We start from the raw sequence: 23,655 nt of genomic DNA, 5'->3' as shown, positions 1-23,655 counted from the left end.
TAAGCCCGTAAAGTACCTAAATCATGAGTTGTAAAATTATTCTGCTCCAGATATAACAAGAAAGCTAAAGCTTCGCCCCCCCATAACCGTCACGACAAAGGACGTCAGCAATGATCGAAGTACCTGATTACGAATTTGACGGATATCTGTGCACTACGAAAGGCGAAAGATATCTATGCGACATTCGACTTTGGCTGCCTAAAGAAACGGCGTCAGACGCAAGCATTGAGGTTATTGTAATAGGTGAACTGGGTAACTCTAAAGAGCTTCAAGGACTCGTTTCGCTAATTAGCGAAGAGGCGGTTGATGCAGCAGGCTTACATTTTGAGGCCAAAGGGGCGTACATCAGGAGCAGTCGTTCAATAGCCCAGAAAAGGAGGACTGGTGGGACTAGGTTAAAATTCCTCCACATCAGCAGCTGGACCATCGAAAAATTCCGCTCAAAAAAAGATAAAAAATCTAATAGCCCGGACATGTTAGACTCGGTGATTGTTAAATTGAGCGCTATAAATTACGGCATCTCAAAAGTATTCGATACTTTCACGCCCCAAGGCAATAGGACCATTGAGGAGTTAGAACCTCCAAAACTGCTATCAATGAGGGAGATTTCTGATGAAGTTAGTTGTGAATGGAGCTTACAGCGCTACTGGGAATGGTCTAAGACAAGTCGCTCTAAGATCACAGCTACAAGCTATACAGTGCTGTCACTATGCAATGCGGCGGAGCGGCACTCCGACCTAACATCCGAAGAACTCCTAAAGCTAGCCGATGATACTTGTCTACTTCTCACATTGGCGGCTCGGCACCGTGTTTTTCCTTACACTATCACCAGATCAGGGCGCAGCAATACTACAAACTACTGGCCTAATCCTTTGCAACGGCAACGCGCTACCACTGAAGAGGAAGCCTCAGGCCCCTTGATAGCACCGCAAAATATCGAAGATTATTTCATCCACATGTCGAAATGGTGGAGCAGCTTAGATTCAATTAAGAAAGATGCAATAAGACTGGCTATCTTTTCGATAAACCCCTCAACCGACTCCACGATAGAATCAAGCTATATTGCTAGATTTTCAGCGTTCGAAGGGTTAGTGAAAAGATGGGCGCCTCTAGATGCAGGAAAACTAAAGCTTAGAGGCAAAGCAGACGCAATGCTGCAACTCTACACCCCACACATCTTAGACCTATGGCCTTTGTTCGACAACACAGGCGGGAAGTCGCTCTACTGGATACGTAATGAACTCGCGCACGGGCGCGAGGTAATGAGACTTGCCCCCGGGGCGCTCTCACTTGCTAATGATCATGTACACCTCTGGCTAGAATACATATTACTCGCTATTGCGGGGTACTCACATGAAATTTACTGGGACGACTGGCTGAGCAACGAGGTATCATCACAACGAGATCAGTTAAGGCAAATGTCTGCCATGCTTGAGCAGCAAGCAACCTCCCTAATAAGGACCTAATTTTCATTACATACCCATGCGAGATTTTACCAGAGCAGCATGCGCAATCGTGATGCTACTCGCCATAAATTATGATGAATACAATTTACGAGTACCATTAGCCTTGATCATTCTGCTCCGATAACACCTCCCTGCACGCAAGTTAAACAATTGCGGAATAGGCGCCAAAGAATCTAATGAGGCGGACAGCTGACCGCCGAGAGGGGACGCAAATTTAGCTTCAGGCGTACGCACCGCTGAAACACCAACCGCCTTAGGGAATGCGGCAGCACATTTTCGAGTGCTCGCCAGAGCCTATGTACGCATACTCAGTACACAGGCAATACCTTAACTCGGCGGAAAGCCCCGTGCTTATTGAACTTGGATGTCAATGCAAAGAGTCGGCGGTTCGATTCCGTCTCGGGGCACCACCAATACCGAAAAACCCATGCATCGAAAGATTCAGGGGTTTTTTATTGGGTGCGATTTACTAACATGGCAACCCTGACGCCAAGCGAAGGAGAACCATCGTGCCATCCGCTCAAAAGCAGCAGAAACGCGCCAAGCGCGCCAAGGACAAAGCCAAACAAGGTCGTGTCGCACGCCATAGTCCTCAGGCGGCTGATCCAATCGTTCCGGACTATTTCATGCCCGACCTCCTCCCTGAGGAATATTACGAGGAAGACATCGACGACGATGTTCTTCTGGAGGCCTACGTTGACCCTGAGCTTCTGGCGAGCATGGATGACGAAGAGCGAGAAGCCATGGCCGCGCTGCTCAGAGACGATTCGGAAGTAACAATCACCGAGGAGGAGTTGCTGCTTTTGGATGTCTTCGAAACCCCAGCACCTGAGCCCACTAAAAAACAACGTCGAGACCATTTCGAAGCGCTCAAGCTGGCTGAACAGGACGGCCTGCACGCCCTCCTGCTTGCGTTCGCACGAGGCCCAGTCGCTGCACACGCGTTGTACAACATCGACTTCGACAAGTACGACGACATCCTGCTAGGCACTATCGGCAGCTATCTTCAGTGGGCGCACGGCCTGAATGAGGAAACCGTCCGCACGCGCATCAACAGCGATGAATTCCGCGAGGCATTGTGCAATGTCTACAGCGAAATCGAAGAACAGACGCTCATTGAGCAATACACGACAGGCGGCAGCAAACAGGACGAAGCCGGCCAAGACTGAATACAATGTGCGCCCGCTCATTCCGGGCCATGAAAATGGCTGTACCGCATAAAGGAAATCGCCTCCATGGCCTCCCCAGACAAACAGCAAAAACGCGCCCAACGGGCCAAAGCCAAGGCCAAGCAGAACCGTTCGGGCAAAGGTAAGCCGAGCCCGGTTCATCCGGTGCTGAACCACGCGATCGTCAACGAGCCATTCGATGATGTGACGATTGACCTGAGCACGTTCGACTTCAAGGACATCATGGAAAACGGCTTCGAGCCTGCCGACTACGATGACCTGTTCCAGGCCATGAAAGCCGCCGAGTCGATCAGCCTGCTGGCGATGTGCGTTGTGTTCCTGCAATACCCGGTGCTGGAATTGGTGATTGCGGAGGAAGAGGAAGATCCGGCCACTGACTTCCTCATGGCGTTGCTGATCGTCTATCGCGGCATCTTTCATGATGAAGAAGAAGACGTGACTGTTGAATGGCTGGGCAGCGATACCTTCCAGGATGCCTACAACCAGGCGTCGGACATCTTGACCATGAAGAACTCGCGAGACGCGGGTCGCCGCTGACACACGCGCTTTTATTTGCATGACACCGATCAAGACGGTAGCGTCGCGCCTCCACGAGAATGCAACTTCTTCTCAATAAGGCTGCCGTTTTGAAACACCCTCACTCCCGTTCTTCTGTGCTGACAGCGGTAGAAGCAACTCCTTACACCAAGCCCCGAATTTTCCTGCACTGGCTGTCCGCCGCTGTCATTCTCTGGGCAACATTCAGTGGCTTCGGCGTCGCGCTGCTGGACACGAATGATCCGTTCCGCCAATGGGTCGAATCGTTCAATCCGCAGATCACCAGTCTGTTCATCCCGTTCTTCGCCTGGCGTCTGTGGCTAGCTATCAAGGCTGATCACCCTTACACGCGCACCTCAGCGCACGAACGCTTGGTCTTGTTGGCACACATGGCGATCTACGCAGCCGTTTCGGGCGCGCTGATCACCGGCGTGCTGATGATGAGCCACCCGGTCACGCTCATGGCGGTTGTAACGCTGCCACAGCTTATTCACTCAAAGATCGCGTTGCTGGAACTGCACGAGTTGCATCACGTCTTGTGCGCGATTTTGGCGGGGTTGGTGGCGTTGCATCTGACGGCGGTCGTGCTGCATCAGATGCGGGGGAAGTCGGTGTTGGGGAGGATGAGCCTCGACCGATAAAAAGCTTAACACTTGCCAAGCCGCTTCATCGCTGCTCGATAAACAGCACCTGAATAATGCCCTGAAGCGTACGTTAAAAAGCATAGATAGATATGCCCTTTCGAATGCTTGAATGTGCTTGGGCAAAAAAAACGGCCGCCCCCATCCCTGAAAGCAGCCGTTTCTTCTCACTGGCAACGCCAGCTCAATCACTCATCAATTCAGCACAACTTTCCCGGCCTTGCTCGCCTTGCGGCGGCTCGACACGATCAAACCCGCTGCGACGACCAAAATACTCAGCAGGCCGGTGGCGATGATTTCCATGCGGTGGCCTTCCTGGAACAGCATGATGGTCAGGACTGCGACGATGAACACGATCACCGCCCAGGTCAGGCCCGGGAACAGCCACATGCGGAAGTCGATGGCCTGGCCTTCTGCTTCGCGCTTACGGCGCATGCGCAGTTGCGAGACGGCGATCACCAGGTACACCAGCAGCGCGATGGCGCCGGAGCTGGCGAGCAGGAAGTCGAACACAGCAGCCGGTGCGACGTAGTTGGCGAACACGGCAGCGAAAGCGGCAGCGGTCGACAGCAGCACGGCCCAGTACGGGGTGCCGGCTTTGCTGGTGCGTTGCGAAACGGCTGGCGCATCGCCGCGCTTGCCCAGGGAGAAGAGCATGCGCGAAGCGGTGTACAGCGCCGAGTTGAGGCAACTGGTTACGGCAACCAGAACGACCAGGTCTACGATCAGCTTGGCGTTCGGGATGCCCATCAGGTCGAGGACGGTCTGGTAGGAACCGACTTCGGCCAGACGGCTGTCATTCCACGGCACCAATGCGACGACCAGGAAAATCGACACGAGGTAGAACAGGCAAATCCGCCAGATCACCGAGTTGGTGGCCTTGGTGATCTGCTGGCCCGGGTTCTTCGATTCCGCCGCCGCGATGGTGACGATTTCGGTGCCCATGAACGAGAACATGGTGGTCAGCATGGCAGCCAACACGGCACCCATGCCGTTCGGCAGGAAACCGTTGGTGTCCCACAGATGGCTGACGCCGCTGACCTGGCTGCTTGGCAGCAGGCCGAACATGGCCGCAATGCCCAGAATCACGAAGCCGATGATCGCCAAGACCTTGATCAGCGCGAACCAGAACTCGAATTCACCGTAGTTCTTGACGCTGAACAGGTTGGTCGCCGTCAGCACCAGCGTAATGACCAGGGTGAAAGCCCAGATCGCGATGTTCGGGAACCACGCGTGAAGGATGGTCGCCGCAGCGTTGGCTTCCAACGGAATCACCAACACCCAGAACCACCAGTACAGCCAGCCGATGGTGAAACCCGCCCAGTGACCGATCGCACGGTCTGCGTAGGTCGAAAACGAACCGGTGTCCGGCGAAGCCACTGCCATTTCGGCCAACATGCGCATCACGAGAACCACCAGCGTACCGGCTGCCGCGTAGGCTAGCAGAACCGCTGGACCCGCTTCGGCAATGGCGTGACCAGAACCGACGAAGAGACCCGCACCGATCACACCTGCAATGGAGAGCATGGTGATGTGACGCGGTTTGAGCCCCTGATCGAGGTTTGAAGAATTTGGGGTACTGCTCATGTAAGCAACCTTTAAGAATTTTTATACGGATCAGAGCGATTTGCGACCCTTCGTAAAAAGATCACAACAGCACTGTTATTTATTTTTTACGCAAGAATTACGCCAAGATATTTCAAAAGCGACGTCGTGCGCGGATATGCCCGTTGCAAAGGCGTTTGATAAGTATCTGAGACGAATAGCGTTTTGCCATTTCTGTAGGAAACGTTACCAACCGCAACAGGATAGAGACGTTTTGTCGCACCGAAAATACACACTTGGCGACATAAAGCACCAAATTGGCGCAATCCTACCCGCTCCCGATACTCCATCTGGCCGAAATACCCTTCCCCACGGCGTTTAAAGCTGGCACCATCGCGCCCTTTTTGCGCAGGGCCAGTTCGTTTGCCGTGCGCCATCGGTACCGAATACACGAGGTTTCAACATGGCCCAGGCAATGCCCGCCCTGGAAATTCGCGATTTGCATAAACGCTACGATCAGCTTGAGGTGCTCAAAGGCATCTCGCTGACTGCACGGGACGGCGACGTGATTTCAATTCTGGGCTCGTCCGGTTCTGGCAAGTCGACGCTGCTGCGCTGCATCAACCTGCTCGAAAACCCGCACAAGGGTGAAATCCTCGTCGCGGGCGAAGCCCTCAAACTCAAAGCTTCGCGCAAGGGTGAACTGATCGCTGCCGACACTCGTCAGATCAATCGCCTGCGCAGCGAGATTGGCTTCGTGTTTCAGAACTTCAATCTGTGGCCGCACATGACCGTACTCGATAACATCATCGAGGCGCCGCGCCGGGTTTTGGGGCAAACGAAGGCCGAGGCGATCGAAGTGGCAGAAGCGTTGCTCGCCAAAGTGGGCATCGCGGATAAACGTCATGTGTACCCGGCGCAACTGTCGGGCGGTCAGCAGCAAAGAGCAGCCATCGCCCGTACGCTGGCCATGCAACCCAAAGTGATTCTGTTCGACGAGCCGACCTCTGCGCTTGACCCCGAGATGGTGCAGGAAGTGCTCAGTGTGATTCGTGGCCTGGCCGAAGAAGGCCGAACCATGTTGATGGTGACTCACGAAATGAATTTCGCCCGGCAGGTGTCCAGTGAAGTGGTCTTCCTGCACCAGGGGCGCGTGGAAGAACAAGGATCGCCGCAGCAGGTCTTCGATGACCCGCAATCGGCTCGCTGCAAACAATTCATGTCCAGCAATCGCTAACGGAGCAACATCGATGCAGACCCTGAAAAACATTCTGGTGGCCGCCCTTCTGGTCGTCGCCTCCAGCGCCGTTGCTGCCGACACCCTGAAAATGGGCATCGAGGGCGCCTACCCCCCGTTCAATAACAAGGATGCCAGCGGCCAGGTCGTGGGCTTCGACGTCGAAATCGGCAACGCCCTGTGCGCCAAGATGAAAGTCACCTGCGAGGTCGTCACTTCCGACTGGGATGGCATCATCCCGGCGCTGAACGCTCAGAAATTCGATTTCATCATCTCGTCGATGTCGATCACGGAAGAGCGCAAGCAGGCCGTGGACTTCACGAACCCGTACTACTCGAACAAACTGCAATTCATCGCGCCAAAAGCCACCAACCTGACCGGCGACCCCGCGGCGATCAAGGAAGCCCTGAAAGGCAAGACCATCGGCGCCCAGCGCGCGACCTTGGCTGGCACCTGGCTGGAAGACAACTGGGGCAACGACGTGACCGTCAAGCTCTACGACTCGCAGGAAAACGCCTTTCTCGACCTCACTTCCGGTCGCGTGGATGCCCTGCTGGGCGACAAATACGCCAGCTATGAGTGGCTGAAGAGCGACGCAGGCAAGAACTTCGAATTCAAGGGCGAGCCGATGTTTGGCGAAGACAAGATCGGTATTGCCGTGCGCAAGGATGATCCGCTGCGCGACAAGCTGAACACCGCCCTGAAAGAAATCATCGAAGACGGCACCTACAAAAAGATCAACGACAAGTATTTCCCGTTCAGCATCCTCTGACCCGCCTGACCAGCATCGCCGCACTCGACCTGCGGCGGTGCCGATCCGTTAACCAAGCAAAGCCATGAACTTCGATCTCCAAGGATTCGGCCCGGCCCTGGCGGCTGGCATGCTGATGACGATTCAACTCGCGCTGTCCGCCCTGTGCCTGGGCCTCATCCTGGGACTGCTCGGCGCCCTCGCCAAAACCTCGCCCAACCGTATTCTGCAATGGATCGGCGGGATGTATTCGACGCTGGTGCGCGGCATTCCCGAACTGCTGTGGGTGCTGCTGATCTATTTCGGCACCGTGAGTTCGATGCGCGCCATCGGGCATGTGTTCGGCATCCCCAACCTGTCGCTCAGCGCCTTCGCGGCAGGCGTCATCGCTCTGGGCCTGTGCTTCGGCGCATACGCAACTGAGGTGTTTCGCGGCGCCATGCTGTCGATCCCGAAAGGGCATCGCGAAGCAGGGCTGGCGTTGGGCATGTCCCGGTCGCGCATCTTCATCAAACTGGTCATGCCGCAGATGTGGCGCATCGCACTGCCAGGCTTGGGCAACCTTTTCATGATCCTGATGAAGGATACGGCGCTGGTATCGGTGATCGGGCTTGAAGAAGTCATGCGACACGCGCAGATCGCCGTCACGACTACCAAACAGCCGTTCACCTTCTATATGGTCGCGGCGCTTATGTACCTGGGCATGACAGCGATGTCGATGATCGGCCTTGCATGGCTGGAACGCCGCGCATCGGTGGGTTTTGTGAGGAGCGCGTCATGAGTTGGGAATTCGTCCTCAAGTGGCTGCCCAAATTGCTGCAAGGGGCAACGCTTACACTGGAATTGGTCGCCATCGCCGTTGTGGCGGGGCTGATCCTGGCGATTCCGATGGGCATCGCTCGGGCCTCGCGAAACGCGTATGTCCGCGCCGTGCCCTACGCCTACATCTTCTTCTTTCGCGGCACGCCGCTACTCGTCCAACTGTTTCTCGTCTATTACGGCCTCGCCCAGTTCGAAGCCGTGACGCAAAGCGTGCTGTGGCCGTACCTGCGTGAACCGTTTTTCTGCGCGGCGCTGACCATGACGCTGCACACCACTGCATACATTGCCGAGATCCTGCGCGGCGCGATCCAGGCCGTGCCACCCGGCGAAATCGAGGCTGCTCGCGCACTGGGCATGTCCAAGGGCAAGGCGCTGGTCTATATCATCCTGCCTCGCGCCGCCCGCATCGGCCTGCCCGCTTACAGCAACGAAGTCATTCTGATGCTCAAAGCCAGCGCCCTCGCCAGCACGGTGACCCTGCTCGACATCACAGGGATGGCTCGCACGATCAATGCACGGACCTACATGCCAGAGCAGACACTCTTCATCGCGGGCGTGATCTATCTGGTGATGTCGTTCGTTCTGGTACAGGGCTTTAAACTGCTGGAGCGTCATCTGCGGGTGGATGCGAGCCAAGGACGGTAAGCGAGGTTCGACAACGTTTCTGGTTCACACCGCCCAAAACTGTAGGAGCGAATTTATTCGCGATGCGAGGGTGCATCCGGTACATCCCTATCGGATGTACCAACGATTCGCGAATGAATTCGCTCCCACGGGAGTGAGTGCCAACCCTCAGCTACCTCGTTCCCCAAATACCCCGTAAGCTTTTCCCATGCCCAGCACCGCGCTTTCCGACCATGCCTTTGTCCGCCACCGACCTGAAATCCCGCTTCCTCGCGCTCGACGCCTTCCTGCTCGCGCATCAACACCTGTGGCGGCCGAAACCCTTCACCCATCGCCATTTGCCATGGGAAGCCGAACACCCGGCGTTATCCACATGGCTGCGCCAGCGCTCGCTGGAAGAGGCCGAAGCGGCCCACAACCATCCAGAAAACCTTGACGCGCCAGAGCCCTTCGCGCAGCTCGCCAGAGAATCCAAAGCGCTTAGCGAAATCGACGCCCTGCCGACCCACGCCCTCAACGCCATCTCCTCACGCATGAACGTCGACGTGCCCGGTCGCAAATGGCAACAGATCGAAGCCTTCACCAGCAGTCTGAGCTTTCGGGAGGCGCCTACGCACTGGCTCGACTGGTGCTCCGGCAAAGGCCACCTCGGCAGACGACTCGCCCACGATGGCCAAGCCCTAACCTGCCTCGAATACGATGCCACGCTGGTTGAAGCAGGCCGGCAACTCAGCCATAAGCTCGGCATTCAGGCGGCGCATCTGCATCAAGACGTCATGGCCAAAACGGCGGCCGACCAACTCGCAGCCCACCACACCCCCGTCGCCCTGCATGCCTGCGGCGACCTCCACGTGCGCCTCATGCAACTGGCCAGCGACGCCGAGTGCCAACAGATAGCCATCGCCCCCTGCTGCTACAACCGCATCGCCAGCGAGCACTACCAAGCCCTGTCAAACGAAGGTCAGGCGTCAACACTCAACTTGGCACTCGACGACCTCGGCCTGCCGCTCAGCGAAACCGTCACCGCAGGCGCCCGCGTTCGTCGCCACCGCGACACCTCCATGGCCCGCAGGCTGGCATTCGACCTGCTGCAACGCCAACTGCGCGGCATCGACGACTACCTGCCAACGCCCTCGCTCCCCAGCGCCTGGCTCGACAAACCCTTCAACGACTACTGCCGCGACCTCGCCGTGTTCAAACAGCTGCCCGAGCCTGGCAACCGAGACTGGCCCGCCCTTGAAGCTACCGGCTGGCAACGATTGGCCGAAGTCCGCAACCTCGAACTGCTCCGAAACCTCTTCCGCCGCCCTCTCGAACTCTGGCTCACCCTCGACCGCGCCCTCTACCTGCAACAACGCAGTTACGAAGTGCGGATCGGTACGTTTTGCCCATCACACATCACACCTCGAAACCTGCTCATCCTCGCGGAACGGAAATGACCCACTGCAGGCACGATGCCCTGTGGATAACTCTGTTGACGAAAATCCCACGAACACACAGAAAACCTGATTCTCAAACGATTTACACGATTGGTCATTTTTTGATCATGTGTTAAATTTTCGAAAAAACAGTAGCTTGCGAACGAATGAGAAGAGTTCCACAAAACGGCCTTTTGCAACGAGCTCGATGGACCGCTTGTGAATAACGGTAATTGCGACAGGTCATAAGCCTCGCAAAAAAACTTGAATTAGGGCTTTACTCGCCCGATCAAATCCCTATAATCAGCGCCCACAACGCCGGTATAGCTCAGTTGGTAGAGCAACTGACTTGTAATCAGTAGGTCCCGGGTTCGACTCCTGGTGCCGGCACCATACAAAACAAAGGCTCGCAGAAATGTGGGCCTTTTGTTTTTGTCCCGTGCGTAACAACTCATGTACCAAGTCAGATCATCCGGCCTAAGGAGCAGCATGGTTGCTTCCTGTAGTGAGTTGCCTGTGGCTTGGAAGAAATAGGACTGGAGTTTTCGCGGACTACAGGGATTGCTCTAGTCGCGCTCATTCTTCCTATACTTCTATGGCAAATTGACCTGTCATCGAGCGCCTTGACGCCTGCCTTGTCTCGACGTCTTCGCTACAGCCTGCAGCAAATATCTAAAATCTTCAGATCCCCCTAAACGTGCAGAACATCGAGTCGCCGTATGCGGCTATGTTGGAACGCGTGGATATTGGCAAGGAGTGCTCTTGGATTTGACCAGTGGCCGGGACCAGACAGAACAAGAGTTGAGGCTGACCCAAAAGGCGCAAACCTCCATTCTTCAGATTCAGGGCGCTGCTTGACGGTCATTGATTGATGCAGTAGCGAAATTCGCAGAAACTTCTGACACTCTATGAACAGGAGGACAGGCGGGAACGCGTCTTGGCATCGTGCCGTGAGAATTAGAACGGGATGCTGCCCCCTGCCTGCCCATCAAATGCGAGACAGATTGTCTCGGGTCTGTACATCGTCGAGGTCGTAGTGCTTCCAGAGCCTAAATATTCTGGTGCCAAAGCCAGGCAAATGTTCCGGTTTCGTGGACGGATAGGTCTCTGTTTCGTTGCCAGTCTTTCGTTCATCGCCGGTATGACGGACTCGATCAGTTTTATGGTCACTGGCGACTTTGTCTCATTCATGAGCGGCAATACTACACGCCTTGCGGCGTCGCTAAGCACGAGCAACTTTGTCTTGGCCCTCCACATCGCCCTGCTCGTAGCAACGTTCGTCGTAGGAAATGCCTTAGGGGTGATAGCTGCAACCTACAGTGGCCGCCGGTCGTGGCCCCTACTTCTTTGCATTGGGCTGCTGCTCTGCGTTGGCGGATTTCTCGGAGAAAACACGATAGCGCCTATTTTGGCGGTACTTGCCATGGGGATGATTAACGCGGTCGTCGAGGAAGTGAATGGTTTGCCCATAGGGCTAACCTACGTCACCGGGGCATTATCACGGTTTGGACGAGGTCTGGGCCGCGCGATCTTAGGGCAACAGCGGATCGGATGGCGTGTTCAGCTTGTACCTTGGAGCGGCATGCTTGTTGGTGCAATTGCAGGCGGCACAATGGCGCACACACTTTCTTTCAAGGCCATGGTCATTAGCGGCGTTATCACTTTGGGGGTCGGCATCGCATCGGCAGCGATTCCACGAAGTTGGCAGTCTAAATACATGCCGAAGTGAGCCGCTTACAACGACCCACTCTCTCCAACGAAATAACCACCAGTCTAGACGCGTACTTACGCGTTATCTCCCGTCCCTCCCGACGAGCATCGAGGACGGGGCGCGCCTTCGCCACTCGTCCGATATCAACCTCAACCCAGAACGCTCTGGAACCGAACCCTCCCCCCGCCACTCCAGTAATTAGCGGCTACGCTGCAACCTGACTGATCTGCCACACGTTTTATGGACTGCACCCACGCACATGGCAGTGACGATCCCATTTCCAGCAATGGAAGCCGTTTTGACCGTCTCGGGGAATGTATTCGCTCCATAGCCTGAATTCGCATAGCGCAGGTGCGTGTTTGGCGCGTGTGTTGGTGCGCACAGGCTTTTGTGAAGACATGTCAGTCGCCGCGACGACGGAGATGGCGATTCTGTACGGACGGGCAATTGCCTGTCGGCCGTTTCTCGAACAGTTCGATCACTGAAAAAAGGGACTTACCATGAGCATTATCAGCAGCATTCTTGAAAAACTCGGGTTTGGGACGGCTAACGCCAGCACGCAGGCATCGCCAGATGCGCCGACTGCGCCCACGGCGGGGAGCGCGTCGTCTTCTCCTGGAGCGAGCAGCCAGCCTACGCCTGATCAGCTCAGCGCCGAAATTACGAAGTTGAAGGAGGGCAACCCAGGGCTGAATCCCCAGTCGTCCATCGTGGACTTGCTCAAGGCATTGAAGCTCGACAGCAGCATGGAAAATCGGAAGAAGTTGGCCGAGGAGGTCGGGATTTCGTCCTATGAGGGCACCGCTGAGCAGAACATCGAGTTGCATAAAGCCGTGTTGAACAACGCGACTCAGGGATAACGCTCGAACCAGACGATGCGGCCTTATACCTGCACAAAAAGCTGCGCCTGAAGTCAGGCGCAGCTTTCAGGCGTCAGTCGTGATTCTTATCCAACGTCCGCAACTTCTCGGGCAACGCCCACAACAACAAACCTGCCGCAATCACGCTGGTGACGCCAATCACGTACAGCGCTGGCGTGGTGCTGCCTGTCATGTCCTTGATGCTGCCGACCATGATCGGGCTGACGATGCCGCCGAACTGGCCAAGGGTGTTGATCAGCGCGATGCCGCCTGCCGCGCCTGCGCCTGCACCGGCCAGCAGCTTCGGCGGCAGGGTCCAGAATGCCGGGATGGAAGCAACGATGCCGCCACCGAGCATGGCCAGGGAGAGGATCAGCATGCTGGTGTGCTGAGCGAAAATCCCCGCGCTGAAGAAGCCGATGGCACCCAGCACGACCAGACCGCAGACAAATTTGCGACGCTCGCCGCTGGCGTCTGACAGGCGACCGATCACAACCATGCTGATGGCGCCGCAGATGTAAGGGATGGCGGTGAGTAGGCCGATCACGACCGGGCTTTCGACACCTGCGCTGCGAATCAGCTGAGGCGCCCAGAAGTTGAGGCCGTAGGACGCAACCTGAATCAGAAAGTAGATCAGGCCAAGCATCAGGAAGCCGGGCATTTTCAGGGCGGTCAGCAGCGAGCCATGTTTATTAGGCTCATGCTGGGCGATGCGGCTGGAAAGATAGTTTTTTTCGGCGTCGGTCAGCCAATGGGCGTCTGAAACACGGTCCTTGAGGATCTTGAGCACAGCGATACCAAGTGCAATGCAAGGCAGGCCGCCCAGCAGGAACAGCCAGTGCCAGCCGCGCATTTGCATGACGCCGTCCATGTGGCCCAGCACCAGGCCGGAAATCGGCGCACCGAGCAGACCGGCGAAGGCCGAGGCGAGAAACAGGATCGATGTGATACGTCCACGGTAGGTCTGTGGGAACCACAGCGTCAGATAAAACAGTACGCCGGGTGCGAAACCGGCTTCCATGGCGCCGATGATGAAGCGCAGCACGTAGAACTGCCATTCAGCGTTGACGAACACCATCAGCGCCGTCGCGATGCCCCAGGAAATCATGATCCGGGCAATCCAGCGGCGGGCGCCCACCTTGTAGAGCATGATGTTGCTCGGCACTTCGAACAGCACGTAACCGATGACGAACAGGCTCGCGCCGAGGCCGTACGCGGTGTCGCTCAGGCTCAGGTCGGTTTGCAGCTGAAACTTGGCGAAGCTGATGTTGATGCGGTCAAAGAATGCGAACAGGTAGCAGACCATGATCAACGGCATCAGCCGCCACGCGACTTTGCGGATCAACGCTTTTTCGGCGTTCACAACGTCCACGACGCTGCTATGGGGGTTTAGAACGGAGATAGTCATTGCGGTCACTCCAGTTGGACTTCCCAAAGGGAGCCCTATTGTTTTTGTTGTCTGGACGAATACGCGGCGAGGCGTATTCGTTCGTATTCGGTAAAGCGTTTGGCTACAGATGTCTCGCGATAAATCAGCCCGGCAGATGTTCAGGCGCGGGATGCAAATCACAGTTGCGCCCTGCCTTGGCAACTTGCCCCGGCATTTCATGCCCGAGCAGCGCAGGCAGGCCGCGCGAGAGTTTCAGGAGATGCGGCAGGTCGACACCGGTCTCGATCCCCATTTCTTCGCACATGTTCACAAGGTCTTCAGTGCAGATATTTCCTGATGCGCCAGGCGCGAACGGGCAACCGCCCAAGCCACCCAACGACGCATCAAAACGGCGAGCGCCTGCCTCGTAGGCCGCGAGGACATTGCTGAGCCCCAACCCACGGGTGTTATGGAAGTGCAGCGTCAGTGCCGACGCGGGTATGCGGGTCAGCACGCGCTGTACCAGCCGATGCACCTGACGCGGGTTGGCCATGCCTGTTGTGTCCGCCAGCGAAATGCCCTGCATGCCCAGTTCCAGGTAGGCATCGACGATCTGCAGCACGCGGTCTTCGTCGATCTTGCCCTCGAATGGACAACCGAACGTCGTGGCGATAGAGCCGTTGAGACTCACGGGATGGCCAGCGGCGAAGGAAACGACGTCGCCAAACGCACTGAGCGACTGCTCGCAGCGCATGCGCATGTTCGCCAGGTTGTGGGTCTGGCTGGCGGACATCACCAGATTCAGCTCGTTGGCACCTGCGTCTATCGCACGCTGCGCCCCCTTGAGGTTGGGGATCAGCGCCACGTAAATCACGCCCGGGTGGCGCAAGATTCCACGAAACACCTCGTCGCCATCACGCAGCGCGGGAATGGCCTTGGGCGAAACAAAAGAGCCGGCCTCGATGCGGCTGAAACCGGCTAGAGAAAGCTGATCGATGAGCTCGATTTTGTCGGGTGTTTCGACCCAAGTGGGCTCGATTTGCAAACCGTCGCGCGGCGAAACTTCCTGGACGATCAAACGCTCGGAAAAGTCGGTGATCATTGCACCACCCCCTCTGTTTTGAGTTGTGCGATATCGGCAGCGGTCAGGCCCAGATCGCTCAGGACGCTGTCAGTGTGTTGACCCAAGGCAGGCCCTTGCCAGTTCACCGAACCCGGTGTTTCGGAAAGTTTGGGCACGATGCCGGGCATTTTCACGTGGGCGCCGCCGGGCAGTTGCGCGTCGAGGATCATCTCGCGCGCCTGATAGTGAGGGTCGGCCACAATGTCAGCGACGTTATAGATCCGGCCGGCGGGCACTTCCGCCTGTTCAAGCGCCTCAAGGACGTCGTCGATAGGCAAATTGGACGACCATGCGCTGATCACCGCATCGAGCATCTCGCTTTGCGCAGCACGGCCATCGTTCTGTGCAAGCTCAGGGGCTTCAGCCAGGTCAGGACGGCCAATCGTGTGCATCAAGCGCTTGAAAATCGGATCGCTGTTGCCGGCGATGACGACAAATGCGCCATCAGCGGTCGGATAGGTGTTGGAGGGTGCGATGCCGGGCAGTGCACCGCCGGTGCGCTCACGAACATGGCCAAGCATGTCGTATTCCGGCACCAGGCTTTCCATGAGGTTGAACACGCTTTCGACCAGCGAGACATCGACGATCTGGCCATCGCCTTGCCCGGTTTTCACGCGCAGCAACGACATCAGCGCGCCCATCACAGCGTGCATCGAAGCCAGTGAATCACCGAGGCTGACGCCCACTCGCGCCGGAGGCGAACCGGGGGTGCCGGTGGTGTAACGAATGCCGCCCATGGCCTCGCCAATGGCACCAAAGCCCGGACGATCACGATAAGGACCGGATTGGCCGTAGCCCGAGATACGAACCAGCGTCAGCTTGGGGTTCAAGGCGTGTAGGACATCCCAGCCAAGACCGAGTTTTTCCAGCGCGCCGGGGCGCAAGTTTTCGATCAACACGTCGGCGCTTTCGGCCAGACGCTTGACGATCTCGATGCCTTCGGGGGATTTGAGGTTCAGCGACAGGGATTTTTTGTTCCGAGACTGGAGATACCACCACAGCGAGGTGCCCTCGTGCAGCTTTCGCCATTTACGAAGCGGGTCACCCTGTCCCATGGATTCGATCTTGATCACCTCAGCGCCGAACTCGCCCATCAAGCGTGCGGCGAAGGGCGCTGCGATCAGTGTGCCGATTTCAATTACGCGCACACCGTTCAGGGGGCCTGTCATAGCGGATACCTCAGTGTTTCTTGGAATTTGTACCCAAGACTAGAGGACCGGGGTTTCGCAAATCCAACCGTATGTTGGCAAGGATCGTTCGCGAAACGCGAACGCTAGCGACCGTGCTGCTCGTGCTGCTGGAGGTGATCGAACAGCAAAAGGCTGACCGGGGATAACGCGGCCTTGTCGCGCACCACCAGAATCAATGTGCGTTTGGCCCACGTATCGCTCAAGCCTACGGCTGTCAGGCCTAATGGTGTGCCCAGCAAATCAAACGCCTTACGCGGCAGGACGCCTATTCCCATGTTCGCCTGCACCATTCGGCACATGGCGTCGAAGCCCGGAACATGAATACGCACGCGTAGAGGTTTGCCGTGGGAGCGCGCTGCCGTGTGGGTGCGCATGTTGATGGAGCTGGCGGCGTGCAGGCCGATGTGATCACTGCCCAGTGTGTCTTCGAAAGCGACGTGATGCCGTTGAGCCAGCGCATGGTCGGAACGCATGACCACGACCAACTCGTCGCGCCTGTACGGCACGCTGTAGAGTCCCTGAACATCGGTGTCTTCCGAACAGATGCCGATGTCGGCAACGCCGTCGATCAAGCCTTGAACCACGCCGGTGCTGGGCCGCTCTTCTAGATCGACCTTGACCCGTTCATGGCTGATGGTGAAGTCGTGCAGGTCTTCCGGGAGAAACTGAATAATCGCCGAAAGGTTAGCCAACATGCGTACATAGCCGCGCATGCCTTGCAGGTGCTCATCGAGTTCAAGACCCATCTTTTCCAGGTCGAACAGCATGCGCCGAGCATGGTGCAACAGGGTTTCACCCGCAGCGGTCAGCACCATGCCTTTGGCGTTGCGCACGAACAACCCAATGCCCAAGACCTCTTCGAGCTCCATCAATCGCTTGCTGGCGGCCGATACAGCAATGGCCTCGCGAGCCGCTGCACGGGTCAGCGTGCCTTCTTCATGCACGGCAACGAACAGCTTGAGGGTGATCAGATCAAGGCGACGAATGAGATTTTTGTGAAGCATGGGCAGGTCTCGGCCACGGGGCCCGCTCAGCATATACGTAAAACGACCGCTGGCTATCATCCCACCAGAACAGGAATTTGGAAGACAACAAATGAGAGATGTGGATCAATATCGTCTTCTAAACATCTGCAAACTGATTGAATATTTCAGACGTTCAGGAATTTGGTCTGACCGTGTAATTCAACGGCCAATGTCAAAATCTGTTTTTTCCCTGGCGAATCGAGGCGATAAAACAGGAGCAACATTCTGGCCTCTTCATCATCAGCGCTATAAAAATAGGCGGGCGGAAGATCCAGAGCGGCGGCGATTTGAATGATGGTCAATGAATTGGGCGTGTGTTTATTGTTTTCGTATTGATTCATCCGCGCACTGGCGGAGGCGGGATCGATCCCTGATTCAATGCCCAAACGCTCCTGGGACAGCCCGGCAGCCGTTCGGGCTTCCTTCAATCGTTTGCTAAAAATGCTCATTTATTAGCCGCTAAAAGGCTAAGAGATTCTTAGAATCAGGTTGACCGCGTACTAAGACATACTTAGGATTTGAAATTATCTGTAGGGCCTTTTTTGTAGATCATGAAATTTGGCGAGCAACAACTGCCCGCTTTCAGACAAATGCCACACTTCCCTCCACACTCAGAGAGCGTCGCCCATGAATATCGAAGCACGCCTCTGCTCACTTGAGCTTTTGCTTGAAAATAGCGTCCAGGGTAAGGCCCCAATACCTGCGGCCCGCGTACTGGAATGGTTGACTGAGTTGAAAGATGTAAAGAGCCATGTGGGCGCCGTCGGCGCGGCGATGCAGCAGGTCGCGAACGTTAATATGGCGCTGGCGTTGACGACCCGCCTGCTTGAGGCGGCTCACACCGAAAAGCTCGATGCGGATCAGATCTGGTGCTTGATCGATCCGTTACGCGAAAAGCTGGATAGCGCCGTAGAGGAGATGAGACTGTCTCTGTGATAGCACGATTGGGCTGAGGGATGTCGAATCATTGTCCTGCAGCCCCTGATTCTGCCAGACGGTCTCCCGAAACTGACTCAAAACCCTCGTCGCCCCCACCATTCGTCGTCAACGCTGACCAACAAGCCTCGCACACCCGAGCCTCTGCGGCAGCGATCTCACGCGCCCCCTCCCCGATCACGCGCCCATCTAGTAACGTATAGGCATTCCGACTGGCCCGCGCCTTCGCCCGCAGCGACAGCGAGCCGTCACCCGAAACACGAGAGAAGGCCCAACCGTGCACAATGTTCGATTGATCAAATACGTCTGGACTCACCAGACCCCCGAAATTTCTTCTGAATGGTCGAAGCTTCTGTATGAGGTCGAGTTGCCGTTCGTGCCCTTCCATGGCCTGAACATTCAGTTGCCCGATCAACGCGCCTGGCGAATCCGGGACGTTGAATGGAACGTTGAAGAGCAGACCTTTCGCTGTCACATCGAAGATCAGTTCATGAACCTGCTGGACGTCGACGATTCCTATGAGGACTGGATCGACATGTTGCTCGAATGTGGATGGGAACTGAGCGGCCGCTACACCAATGAGCACAATAAGACGTGAGTCTTGTGAAGCCCTCGCAGCTTGAATGTTGTACCTTTCCAGCAAAATCATGAGCGGCTTTCCGACCGACTCGTGAGCCAGGCAAGAGGCCTGCCCTGACAGGCCCTGTATTTACCTTGAGCGCTGCTGCCATGAAATGGATTTCCCGCTTTATCCGATACGCCATCAGTGCGGTATTGGCAGGCCCACCCATGGCATTCGCCACCTCCGCCGTTGACCTTTACGTTCCCGAAGCGCCACCGTTGACCATGCTCAATCAGGCAGACGCGCACGGCATCGTGGGCGACATTGTGGTTCAGGCAATGGCGATGACAGGGTACTCGGGCAACTTTGTCTCTCCACCCTGGCCCCGTGCACAACGGGAAGTCAGCAGTGGCAAAGACATGCTGATCGCCCCTCTCACGCGCACGCAAAGCCGAGAAGGCCTCTTCACCTGGATCGCCCCGGTGATGACGATGGACCGTACGTTTTTCAGCCTCGACCAGCGCGTCGATACCTTCGACGAAGCAAAGAAAGCCTTCAAGCTCATCGCCGTGGGAATCGGCACAGCGCAGGAAACCCGTCTACGCGAAGAAGGCTTCCCCGCCTCGCAAATCTACCCGTTGAAGATCGGTGAAAACCCGGCGCAAATGCTGCTCAAAGGACGTGTGGATGCGTGGTTCAACGGCGTGCCTGAAACCCGCTACATCTGGAAGCAAATCAGCGACCGGCCGCTGGTGATGAGCCGAGTGTTGATGACCGCAAACCTCTATTTGGCCTGCTCCAAGGATTGCGATCCGCAGATGGTCGAACGCCTGCGGACGGCCCTCGATACGCTGGAAGCCAATGGCACGTCGGCGAGGATTGAGGCGGGGTATGTGAAAGGGTTGCCGGTTTGGTGAGATTGGGCGAACGCAGCAAGGTTCGCCCAGCGACGCGAGGGATCACGGCAGCAGAATAATCTTGTCCGCACTCCCCTCATTCACTTCTGCGTAACGCGCGAGCCCTTCTTCAATTGGCGTCTCGATCAAGTCGGTCGGCAGCGGCAAGGTGCCGTCGTCGAACAGTTTGCCGAACTGTTCCAGCATCCGCGCGCAGGCTTCGACGCCGTACAGCAGCGAATTGACGCCCACCACCGAGCCACCTTTTCGGTACAGCGCCAGCGCTGGCAGCTGGACGTGGCCGTCCACCGGGGCGGCGATGATTGCGATGCGCCCGAATGGGGCCAGTGCCTGAACCGACGCGGGCAGCCAGAAACCGGTGGTGTCGAAGATCACGTCCGCGCCGCCCTGGAAGACTGCGTTCACTTGGGCCGAGAGTTCTTCAGGCTTGCCCAGCAGAATGGCGTTGTAGCCTTGGTCCTGAAGGGCTTTGACCTGTTCCGGACGGCGTACGGCAGCCAGCACTTGGGCCCCGCGGACTTTAGCCAACGCGATGGCAGCGCTGCCGACCGCACCATTGGCACCGATCACCAGCAGGCGGGTGTCGGCTTTTACCAGGCTGCGCTCCAACGCATCCCATGCAGTGGTGTACGGCACGCCAAGACTCGCGGCCTGCACGAAACTCAAGGACTTGGGTTTGAGCGCTACGCCTTTGGCTGACAACGTGATGTAACCCGCGTGGGAGCCATTACGCGAGAAACCGATCTGGTTGCCTGTGCCCCAGACTTCCTCACCGATCAACTCACTTGGACCTTCGACGACGACGCCTGCGAAGTCGCGACCGGGCACCCGTGGCAGCGTCGTGTAAGGGAAACGGCCCAGGACGTTTTTCACGTCGCTCGGGTTCAGGCCTGCCGCTTTGATCTGTACGAGAACCTCATCCGCTGCAGGAACGGGAGTGGGCAGTTCGACGACTTCCAGTGCAGCCAGGTCGCCGGTTCGGGAAAATTGCAGTGCTTTCATGGCGTTCAAATCCAGAGTGGGAATACAGAATTCGTTCTATTCAGGACATCAGGTTGGCGAACAACTGGCGGCCCATGGGCCACAGCTTTTCGCCCGCCTGCATGCCGAGCAGCCCGACCAACGCCACCAAGGGCGGCGCGGGTGAGCGAAAGTCGAGTGCGCCGTACAGCAAGCCGACGGCGATACCAATGGCGAGTGAAATGATGTAGCTCATGACGAACTCCGGGACCGTGTGTCGTGAAGCACGACAGCGTTGGCGATGGACCAGAGTTTAGGGAAAGGTGGAAATGCCTACCGGCCAAGTGCTTCTGAATTTCGGACAGGCTGAGTGCGATGGCTGACCTGTAGGAGTGAGCTTGCTCGCGATAGCAGTGAATCAGTCGGTTCATTCATGTCTGACACACCGCCATCGCGAGCAAACTCACTCCCACAAGATGTCTGGCGATTACGCCATTTCGCCCAACGGATACTGCGATGGCGCCATCCCCAGCTCACGACGGAACATGTCGCTGAAACTGCTGGGGGAATACCCCATCGAACGCGCAATGGTGCTGACCGGCACGCCCTGAATGATCTCCGCCACCGCCGTCGCCAATTGCACCTGCCTGCGCCATTCGGCGAAACCCATGCCCAGCGTGCCCTGAAACAACCGGGACAGCGTGCGTACGCTGGCCCCGGCGTTTTCGGCATGTTGCTCGAACGAGACGCCAATGGACGGTTCGATCATCACCGCCTGACAAATATTCATCAGCCGACGGTCGCTGTCGTCAGGCATCGGCACCTTCAGCAACGAGCGCTTTGCCCGGCGTAGCTCCAGCAATGCCAGACCGACCAAGGCACTGTAATACTCGGAATCCTTGTCCTGCTCGGCCACCAGATGGACGATCAGCTCGCGCAACAGCCGTGCCACTTCGAATACCTGAACGGTCGGCTCCAGCGTCTCGGACAACGCCGGACGTAAGTAGATGTTGCGCATCTCCAGGTCGGACACCACACGAATGCCATGAGACACCCCCGGCGGCAACCAGACCGCCCGCTGTGGCGGCACCACCAATGCCTCGTTGGGTGTTTCGACCCACATTACCCCCGACATCGCATAGAGCACCTGCCCCCAGTCATGCTCATGCGGTTCGATGTAAAGCCCACGCGGGTACGTGCGCGAAACACGCTGAACCGGAACGGTGGTGTTAGTGAGATCGGGAGGTGCGGCAAGGGCCATGGGGGGTGACCAACAAAAGATCGGGTGTGGGCAATGTTAGCGACGCGGGGTCGAAGATGACCAGCGATTAGCGTATCCAGGCGAGCGCTCGAACAAAAACGCCCCGATCTCTCGACCGGGGCGCTCTTTTGCAGCTTCAGCTCAATCGCCGTTCAACATTAGAAAACGTTGATCGGGTAGGTGATGAAGATGCGGGTTTCGTTACCGCCAACGTTGTAGTTGGAAGCGTTGTCCGATACACGCAGCCAGGAATTGCGCAGGCGCAGAGAGAGGTCTTTGGCCGGGCCGCTCTGGACGACATAGGTCATCTGGCTGAACAGTTCGTGCTCTTCGCCATCGCCACGGTTGGTGCCATCGTCGATGTTGTCGCCGCGCACGTAAGCCACTTTGTAGCTCAGGCCTGGGGTCACGAGGGTCGACAGGTTAACGCCGTAGCCCAACTGCCACGAACGCTCGTCCTTGGCGTTGAAGTCCGACCAGTAGGAGTTGGTCAGGTAGATGGAGTTGCCGCCATCGCTGAAGCCGCCATTGTTGCGATAGCCGCCGTAGTTGTAGCCGGTTTCGCCGGTGCTGCGCTGGTGCGCGATGGTGAAGGAGTGGATGCCCACTGCCCACGTCGCCGCCAGGCTCCAGATCTTGTTGTCACGGGCGTCATCGACCGCCACGTCACGATCCAGCTTGGTCTTGTAGCCGTTGAAGTCGAACGTCAGCGACTGATCGGTCGGCAGCGCGAGGACGTAGTTCAGGTTGACGTACTGCTTCTTCAGCGTGTCTTCGTCGTCGGAGGCGTAGTAGGCCGCGCTGAACGCATCGGAGAATTTGTAAGCGCCGCCGTAGACGTTGATGCTTTTCAGATCACCGCTGTCGCGGCCTTCCGCACTCTTGCGGGTCTGAGCAGTGAAGCGGCCTGCAACCAGCGTCAGGTCCTTGATCTCTTTCGAGGTGATCATGGTGCCGGTATAGGTTTCTGGCAGCAGACGCGAGTTGTCGTAACTCAGCACCGGCAGCTCCGGCATCATGTCGCCGTATTTCAGCTCGGTGTTGGAGATGCGGAATTTGACCGCGCCGCCGAAGCGGGACAGGTCGTCAGCCGCTTTGCCGTTGCTGTCTTGCTTGAAGAAGTCGATGCCGCCGGCGCCGCTTTTACCGCGACCGCCGTCCAGACGAACGGCGTACAGGCCGAATGCGTCAACGCCGACGCCCACGGTGCCCTGGGTGTAACCGGACGAGTAATTGGCGATGAAGCCTTGGCCCCATTCAGCGCGGTCTTGAGGACCACCTTTGTAATCGCGGTTGATGTAGACGTTACGCAGATTGACGTTGAGGCTGCTGTCTTCGACGAAGCCTTTGGAGTCGGCTTGGCCATCAGCCATGACCTGAGTGGCCGCCAGGATGCCCAGAGCGAGCAGACCGATACGCTGTTTCATCTTGTTGTCCTTATAGGCAGATTGATCTCGCGCTGTGGCAAAAACCGGACAGGTAATTGCGTCTCCCCAGACTTACTTTCAGT

General features: G+C 57.1%; 25 protein-coding genes and 2 tRNA genes. 16 read left to right on the top strand and 11 right to left on the bottom strand.

Features of this window, described 5'->3' with window-relative positions:
• Window positions 1-110 precede the first annotated feature (110 nt).
• The 5 genes from GVN17_RS05540 (at window position 111) to GVN17_RS05520 (ending at window position 3,834) form a co-directional block, all read left to right on the top strand.
• On the top strand, window positions 111-1,466 hold the full coding sequence (locus GVN17_RS05540) for a hypothetical protein (RefSeq protein WP_166594214.1): 1,356 nt from the start codon (window positions 111-113) through the stop codon (window positions 1,464-1,466).
• A gap of 342 nt (window positions 1,467-1,808) precedes the next feature.
• A tRNA-OTHER gene (locus tag GVN17_RS05535) sits at window positions 1,809-1,876 on the top strand.
• Between the two features lie 99 nt (window positions 1,877-1,975).
• Window positions 1,976-2,635 (top strand): hypothetical protein, encoded by a 660-nt coding sequence (locus tag GVN17_RS05530; RefSeq protein ID WP_166594213.1) that lies wholly within the window; start codon window positions 1,976-1,978, stop codon window positions 2,633-2,635.
• Window positions 2,636-2,701: 66 nt separating this feature from the next.
• Window positions 2,702-3,193 (top strand): hypothetical protein, encoded by a 492-nt coding sequence (locus GVN17_RS05525; RefSeq protein WP_166594212.1) that lies wholly within the window; start codon window positions 2,702-2,704, stop codon window positions 3,191-3,193.
• Window positions 3,194-3,252: 59 nt separating this feature from the next.
• Window positions 3,253-3,834, top strand: a complete 582-nt coding sequence (locus tag GVN17_RS05520; protein WP_166594211.1) for a cytochrome b — start codon at window positions 3,253-3,255, stop codon at window positions 3,832-3,834.
• A gap of 195 nt (window positions 3,835-4,029) precedes the next feature.
• Here the strand turns inward: GVN17_RS05520 and gabP are convergent, their stop codons facing one another.
• Window positions 4,030-5,421, bottom strand: coding sequence for a GABA permease (gene gabP, locus GVN17_RS05515; RefSeq protein WP_166594210.1), 1,392 nt, complete (start codon window positions 5,419-5,421; stop codon window positions 4,030-4,032).
• 86 nt (window positions 5,422-5,507) lie between these two features.
• Window positions 5,508-5,831, bottom strand: a complete 324-nt coding sequence (locus GVN17_RS05510) for a hypothetical protein (protein ID WP_166594209.1) — start codon at window positions 5,829-5,831, stop codon at window positions 5,508-5,510.
• A gap of 11 nt (window positions 5,832-5,842) precedes the next feature.
• On the opposite strand from GVN17_RS05510, the gene GVN17_RS05505 reads away from it, so the two are divergent.
• From GVN17_RS05505 to GVN17_RS05470, 8 genes are all read left to right on the top strand, one after another.
• Window positions 5,843-6,616: an ABC transporter ATP-binding protein gene (locus GVN17_RS05505; RefSeq protein WP_166594208.1), complete on the top strand. Its 774-nt coding sequence runs from the start codon at window positions 5,843-5,845 to the stop codon at window positions 6,614-6,616.
• 13 nt (window positions 6,617-6,629) lie between these two features.
• Window positions 6,630-7,388: an ABC transporter substrate-binding protein gene (locus GVN17_RS05500; RefSeq protein WP_166594207.1), complete on the top strand. Its 759-nt coding sequence runs from the start codon at window positions 6,630-6,632 to the stop codon at window positions 7,386-7,388.
• 64 nt (window positions 7,389-7,452) lie between these two features.
• Window positions 7,453-8,148: an ABC transporter permease gene (locus GVN17_RS05495; RefSeq protein ID WP_166594206.1), complete on the top strand. Its 696-nt coding sequence runs from the start codon at window positions 7,453-7,455 to the stop codon at window positions 8,146-8,148.
• Window positions 8,145-8,834: an ABC transporter permease gene (locus GVN17_RS05490; protein ID WP_166594205.1), complete on the top strand. Its 690-nt coding sequence runs from the start codon at window positions 8,145-8,147 to the stop codon at window positions 8,832-8,834. Before GVN17_RS05495 ends, GVN17_RS05490 begins: the two co-directional genes overlap by 4 nt.
• Before the next feature lie 212 nt (window positions 8,835-9,046).
• Window positions 9,047-10,252 carry a methyltransferase gene (locus tag GVN17_RS05485; RefSeq protein WP_166594204.1) on the top strand — a complete coding sequence of 402 codons (1,206 nt, stop codon included), beginning with the start codon at window positions 9,047-9,049 and terminating at the stop codon, window positions 10,250-10,252.
• 296 nt (window positions 10,253-10,548) lie between these two features.
• Window positions 10,549-10,624 (top strand) — tRNA-Thr (locus GVN17_RS05480).
• Window positions 10,625-11,267: 643 nt separating this feature from the next.
• Window positions 11,268-11,960, top strand: a complete 693-nt coding sequence (locus GVN17_RS05475; RefSeq protein WP_371928484.1) for a YoaK family protein — start codon at window positions 11,268-11,270, stop codon at window positions 11,958-11,960.
• A 482-nt stretch (window positions 11,961-12,442) separates the two neighbouring features.
• Window positions 12,443-12,802 (top strand): DUF3597 family protein, encoded by a 360-nt coding sequence (locus GVN17_RS05470; protein WP_166594203.1) that lies wholly within the window; start codon window positions 12,443-12,445, stop codon window positions 12,800-12,802.
• 73 nt (window positions 12,803-12,875) lie between these two features.
• Here GVN17_RS05470 and GVN17_RS05465 read toward each other — a convergent pair whose 3' ends face one another.
• The 5 genes from GVN17_RS05465 to GVN17_RS05445 all read right to left on the bottom strand — a co-directional run bounded on the left by GVN17_RS05465 (window position 12,876) and on the right by GVN17_RS05445 (window position 17,958).
• Window positions 12,876-14,210, bottom strand: coding sequence for an MFS transporter (locus GVN17_RS05465; RefSeq protein ID WP_166594202.1), 1,335 nt, complete (start codon window positions 14,208-14,210; stop codon window positions 12,876-12,878).
• Between the two features lie 124 nt (window positions 14,211-14,334).
• On the bottom strand, window positions 14,335-15,273 hold the full coding sequence (locus GVN17_RS05460; protein WP_166594201.1) for a hydroxymethylglutaryl-CoA lyase: 939 nt from the start codon (window positions 15,271-15,273) through the stop codon (window positions 14,335-14,337).
• Window positions 15,270-16,463: a CaiB/BaiF CoA-transferase family protein gene (locus GVN17_RS05455; RefSeq protein WP_166594200.1), complete on the bottom strand. Its 1,194-nt coding sequence runs from the start codon at window positions 16,461-16,463 to the stop codon at window positions 15,270-15,272. Before GVN17_RS05455 ends, GVN17_RS05460 begins: the two co-directional genes overlap by 4 nt.
• A 104-nt stretch (window positions 16,464-16,567) precedes the next feature.
• Entirely contained in the window at window positions 16,568-17,488 is a 921-nt protein-coding gene (locus tag GVN17_RS05450; RefSeq protein ID WP_166594199.1) for a LysR family transcriptional regulator, read from the bottom strand.
• Window positions 17,489-17,634: 146 nt separating this feature from the next.
• Window positions 17,635-17,958 (bottom strand): helix-turn-helix domain-containing protein, encoded by a 324-nt coding sequence (locus GVN17_RS05445; RefSeq protein WP_166594198.1) that lies wholly within the window; start codon window positions 17,956-17,958, stop codon window positions 17,635-17,637.
• Between the two features lie 178 nt (window positions 17,959-18,136).
• Here GVN17_RS05445 and GVN17_RS05440 point away from each other — a divergent pair, with 178 nt between their 5' ends.
• The 3 genes from GVN17_RS05440 to GVN17_RS05430 all read left to right on the top strand — a co-directional run bounded on the left by GVN17_RS05440 (window position 18,137) and on the right by GVN17_RS05430 (window position 19,924).
• Window positions 18,137-18,445, top strand: coding sequence for a hypothetical protein (locus GVN17_RS05440; RefSeq protein WP_166594197.1), 309 nt, complete (start codon window positions 18,137-18,139; stop codon window positions 18,443-18,445).
• A 277-nt stretch (window positions 18,446-18,722) separates the two neighbouring features.
• Entirely contained in the window at window positions 18,723-19,043 is a 321-nt protein-coding gene (locus tag GVN17_RS05435) for a hypothetical protein (protein WP_074757986.1), read from the top strand.
• 131 nt (window positions 19,044-19,174) lie between these two features.
• A complete protein-coding gene (locus GVN17_RS05430) occupies window positions 19,175-19,924 on the top strand; it encodes an ABC transporter substrate-binding protein (RefSeq protein ID WP_256665081.1) in 750 nt (249 codons plus the stop codon).
• Window positions 19,925-19,966: 42 nt separating this feature from the next.
• Here GVN17_RS05430 and GVN17_RS05425 read toward each other — a convergent pair whose 3' ends face one another.
• The 4 genes from GVN17_RS05425 to GVN17_RS05410 form a co-directional block, all read right to left on the bottom strand.
• A complete protein-coding gene (locus GVN17_RS05425; protein ID WP_166594196.1) occupies window positions 19,967-20,926 on the bottom strand; it encodes a zinc-binding alcohol dehydrogenase family protein in 960 nt (319 codons plus the stop codon).
• Window positions 20,927-20,966: 40 nt separating this feature from the next.
• Complete coding sequence (locus GVN17_RS05420; RefSeq protein ID WP_166594195.1) at window positions 20,967-21,140, bottom strand: DUF1427 family protein; 174 nt, start codon at window positions 21,138-21,140, stop codon at window positions 20,967-20,969.
• Between the two features lie 231 nt (window positions 21,141-21,371).
• A complete protein-coding gene (locus tag GVN17_RS05415) occupies window positions 21,372-22,145 on the bottom strand; it encodes a helix-turn-helix domain-containing protein (protein WP_166594194.1) in 774 nt (257 codons plus the stop codon).
• A gap of 158 nt (window positions 22,146-22,303) precedes the next feature.
• Entirely contained in the window at window positions 22,304-23,572 is a 1,269-nt protein-coding gene (locus GVN17_RS05410; protein ID WP_166594193.1) for an OprD family porin, read from the bottom strand.
• Between the last annotated feature and the right edge of the window lie 83 nt (window positions 23,573-23,655).

The sequence above is a fragment of the Pseudomonas sp. SLFW genome (assembly GCF_009905615.1).
Lineage (GTDB): Bacteria > Pseudomonadota > Gammaproteobacteria > Pseudomonadales > Pseudomonadaceae > Aquipseudomonas > Aquipseudomonas bambusae.
Note: the sequence above shows the minus strand (reverse complement) of the source record. Positions and strands in the feature narration are given on the sequence as shown.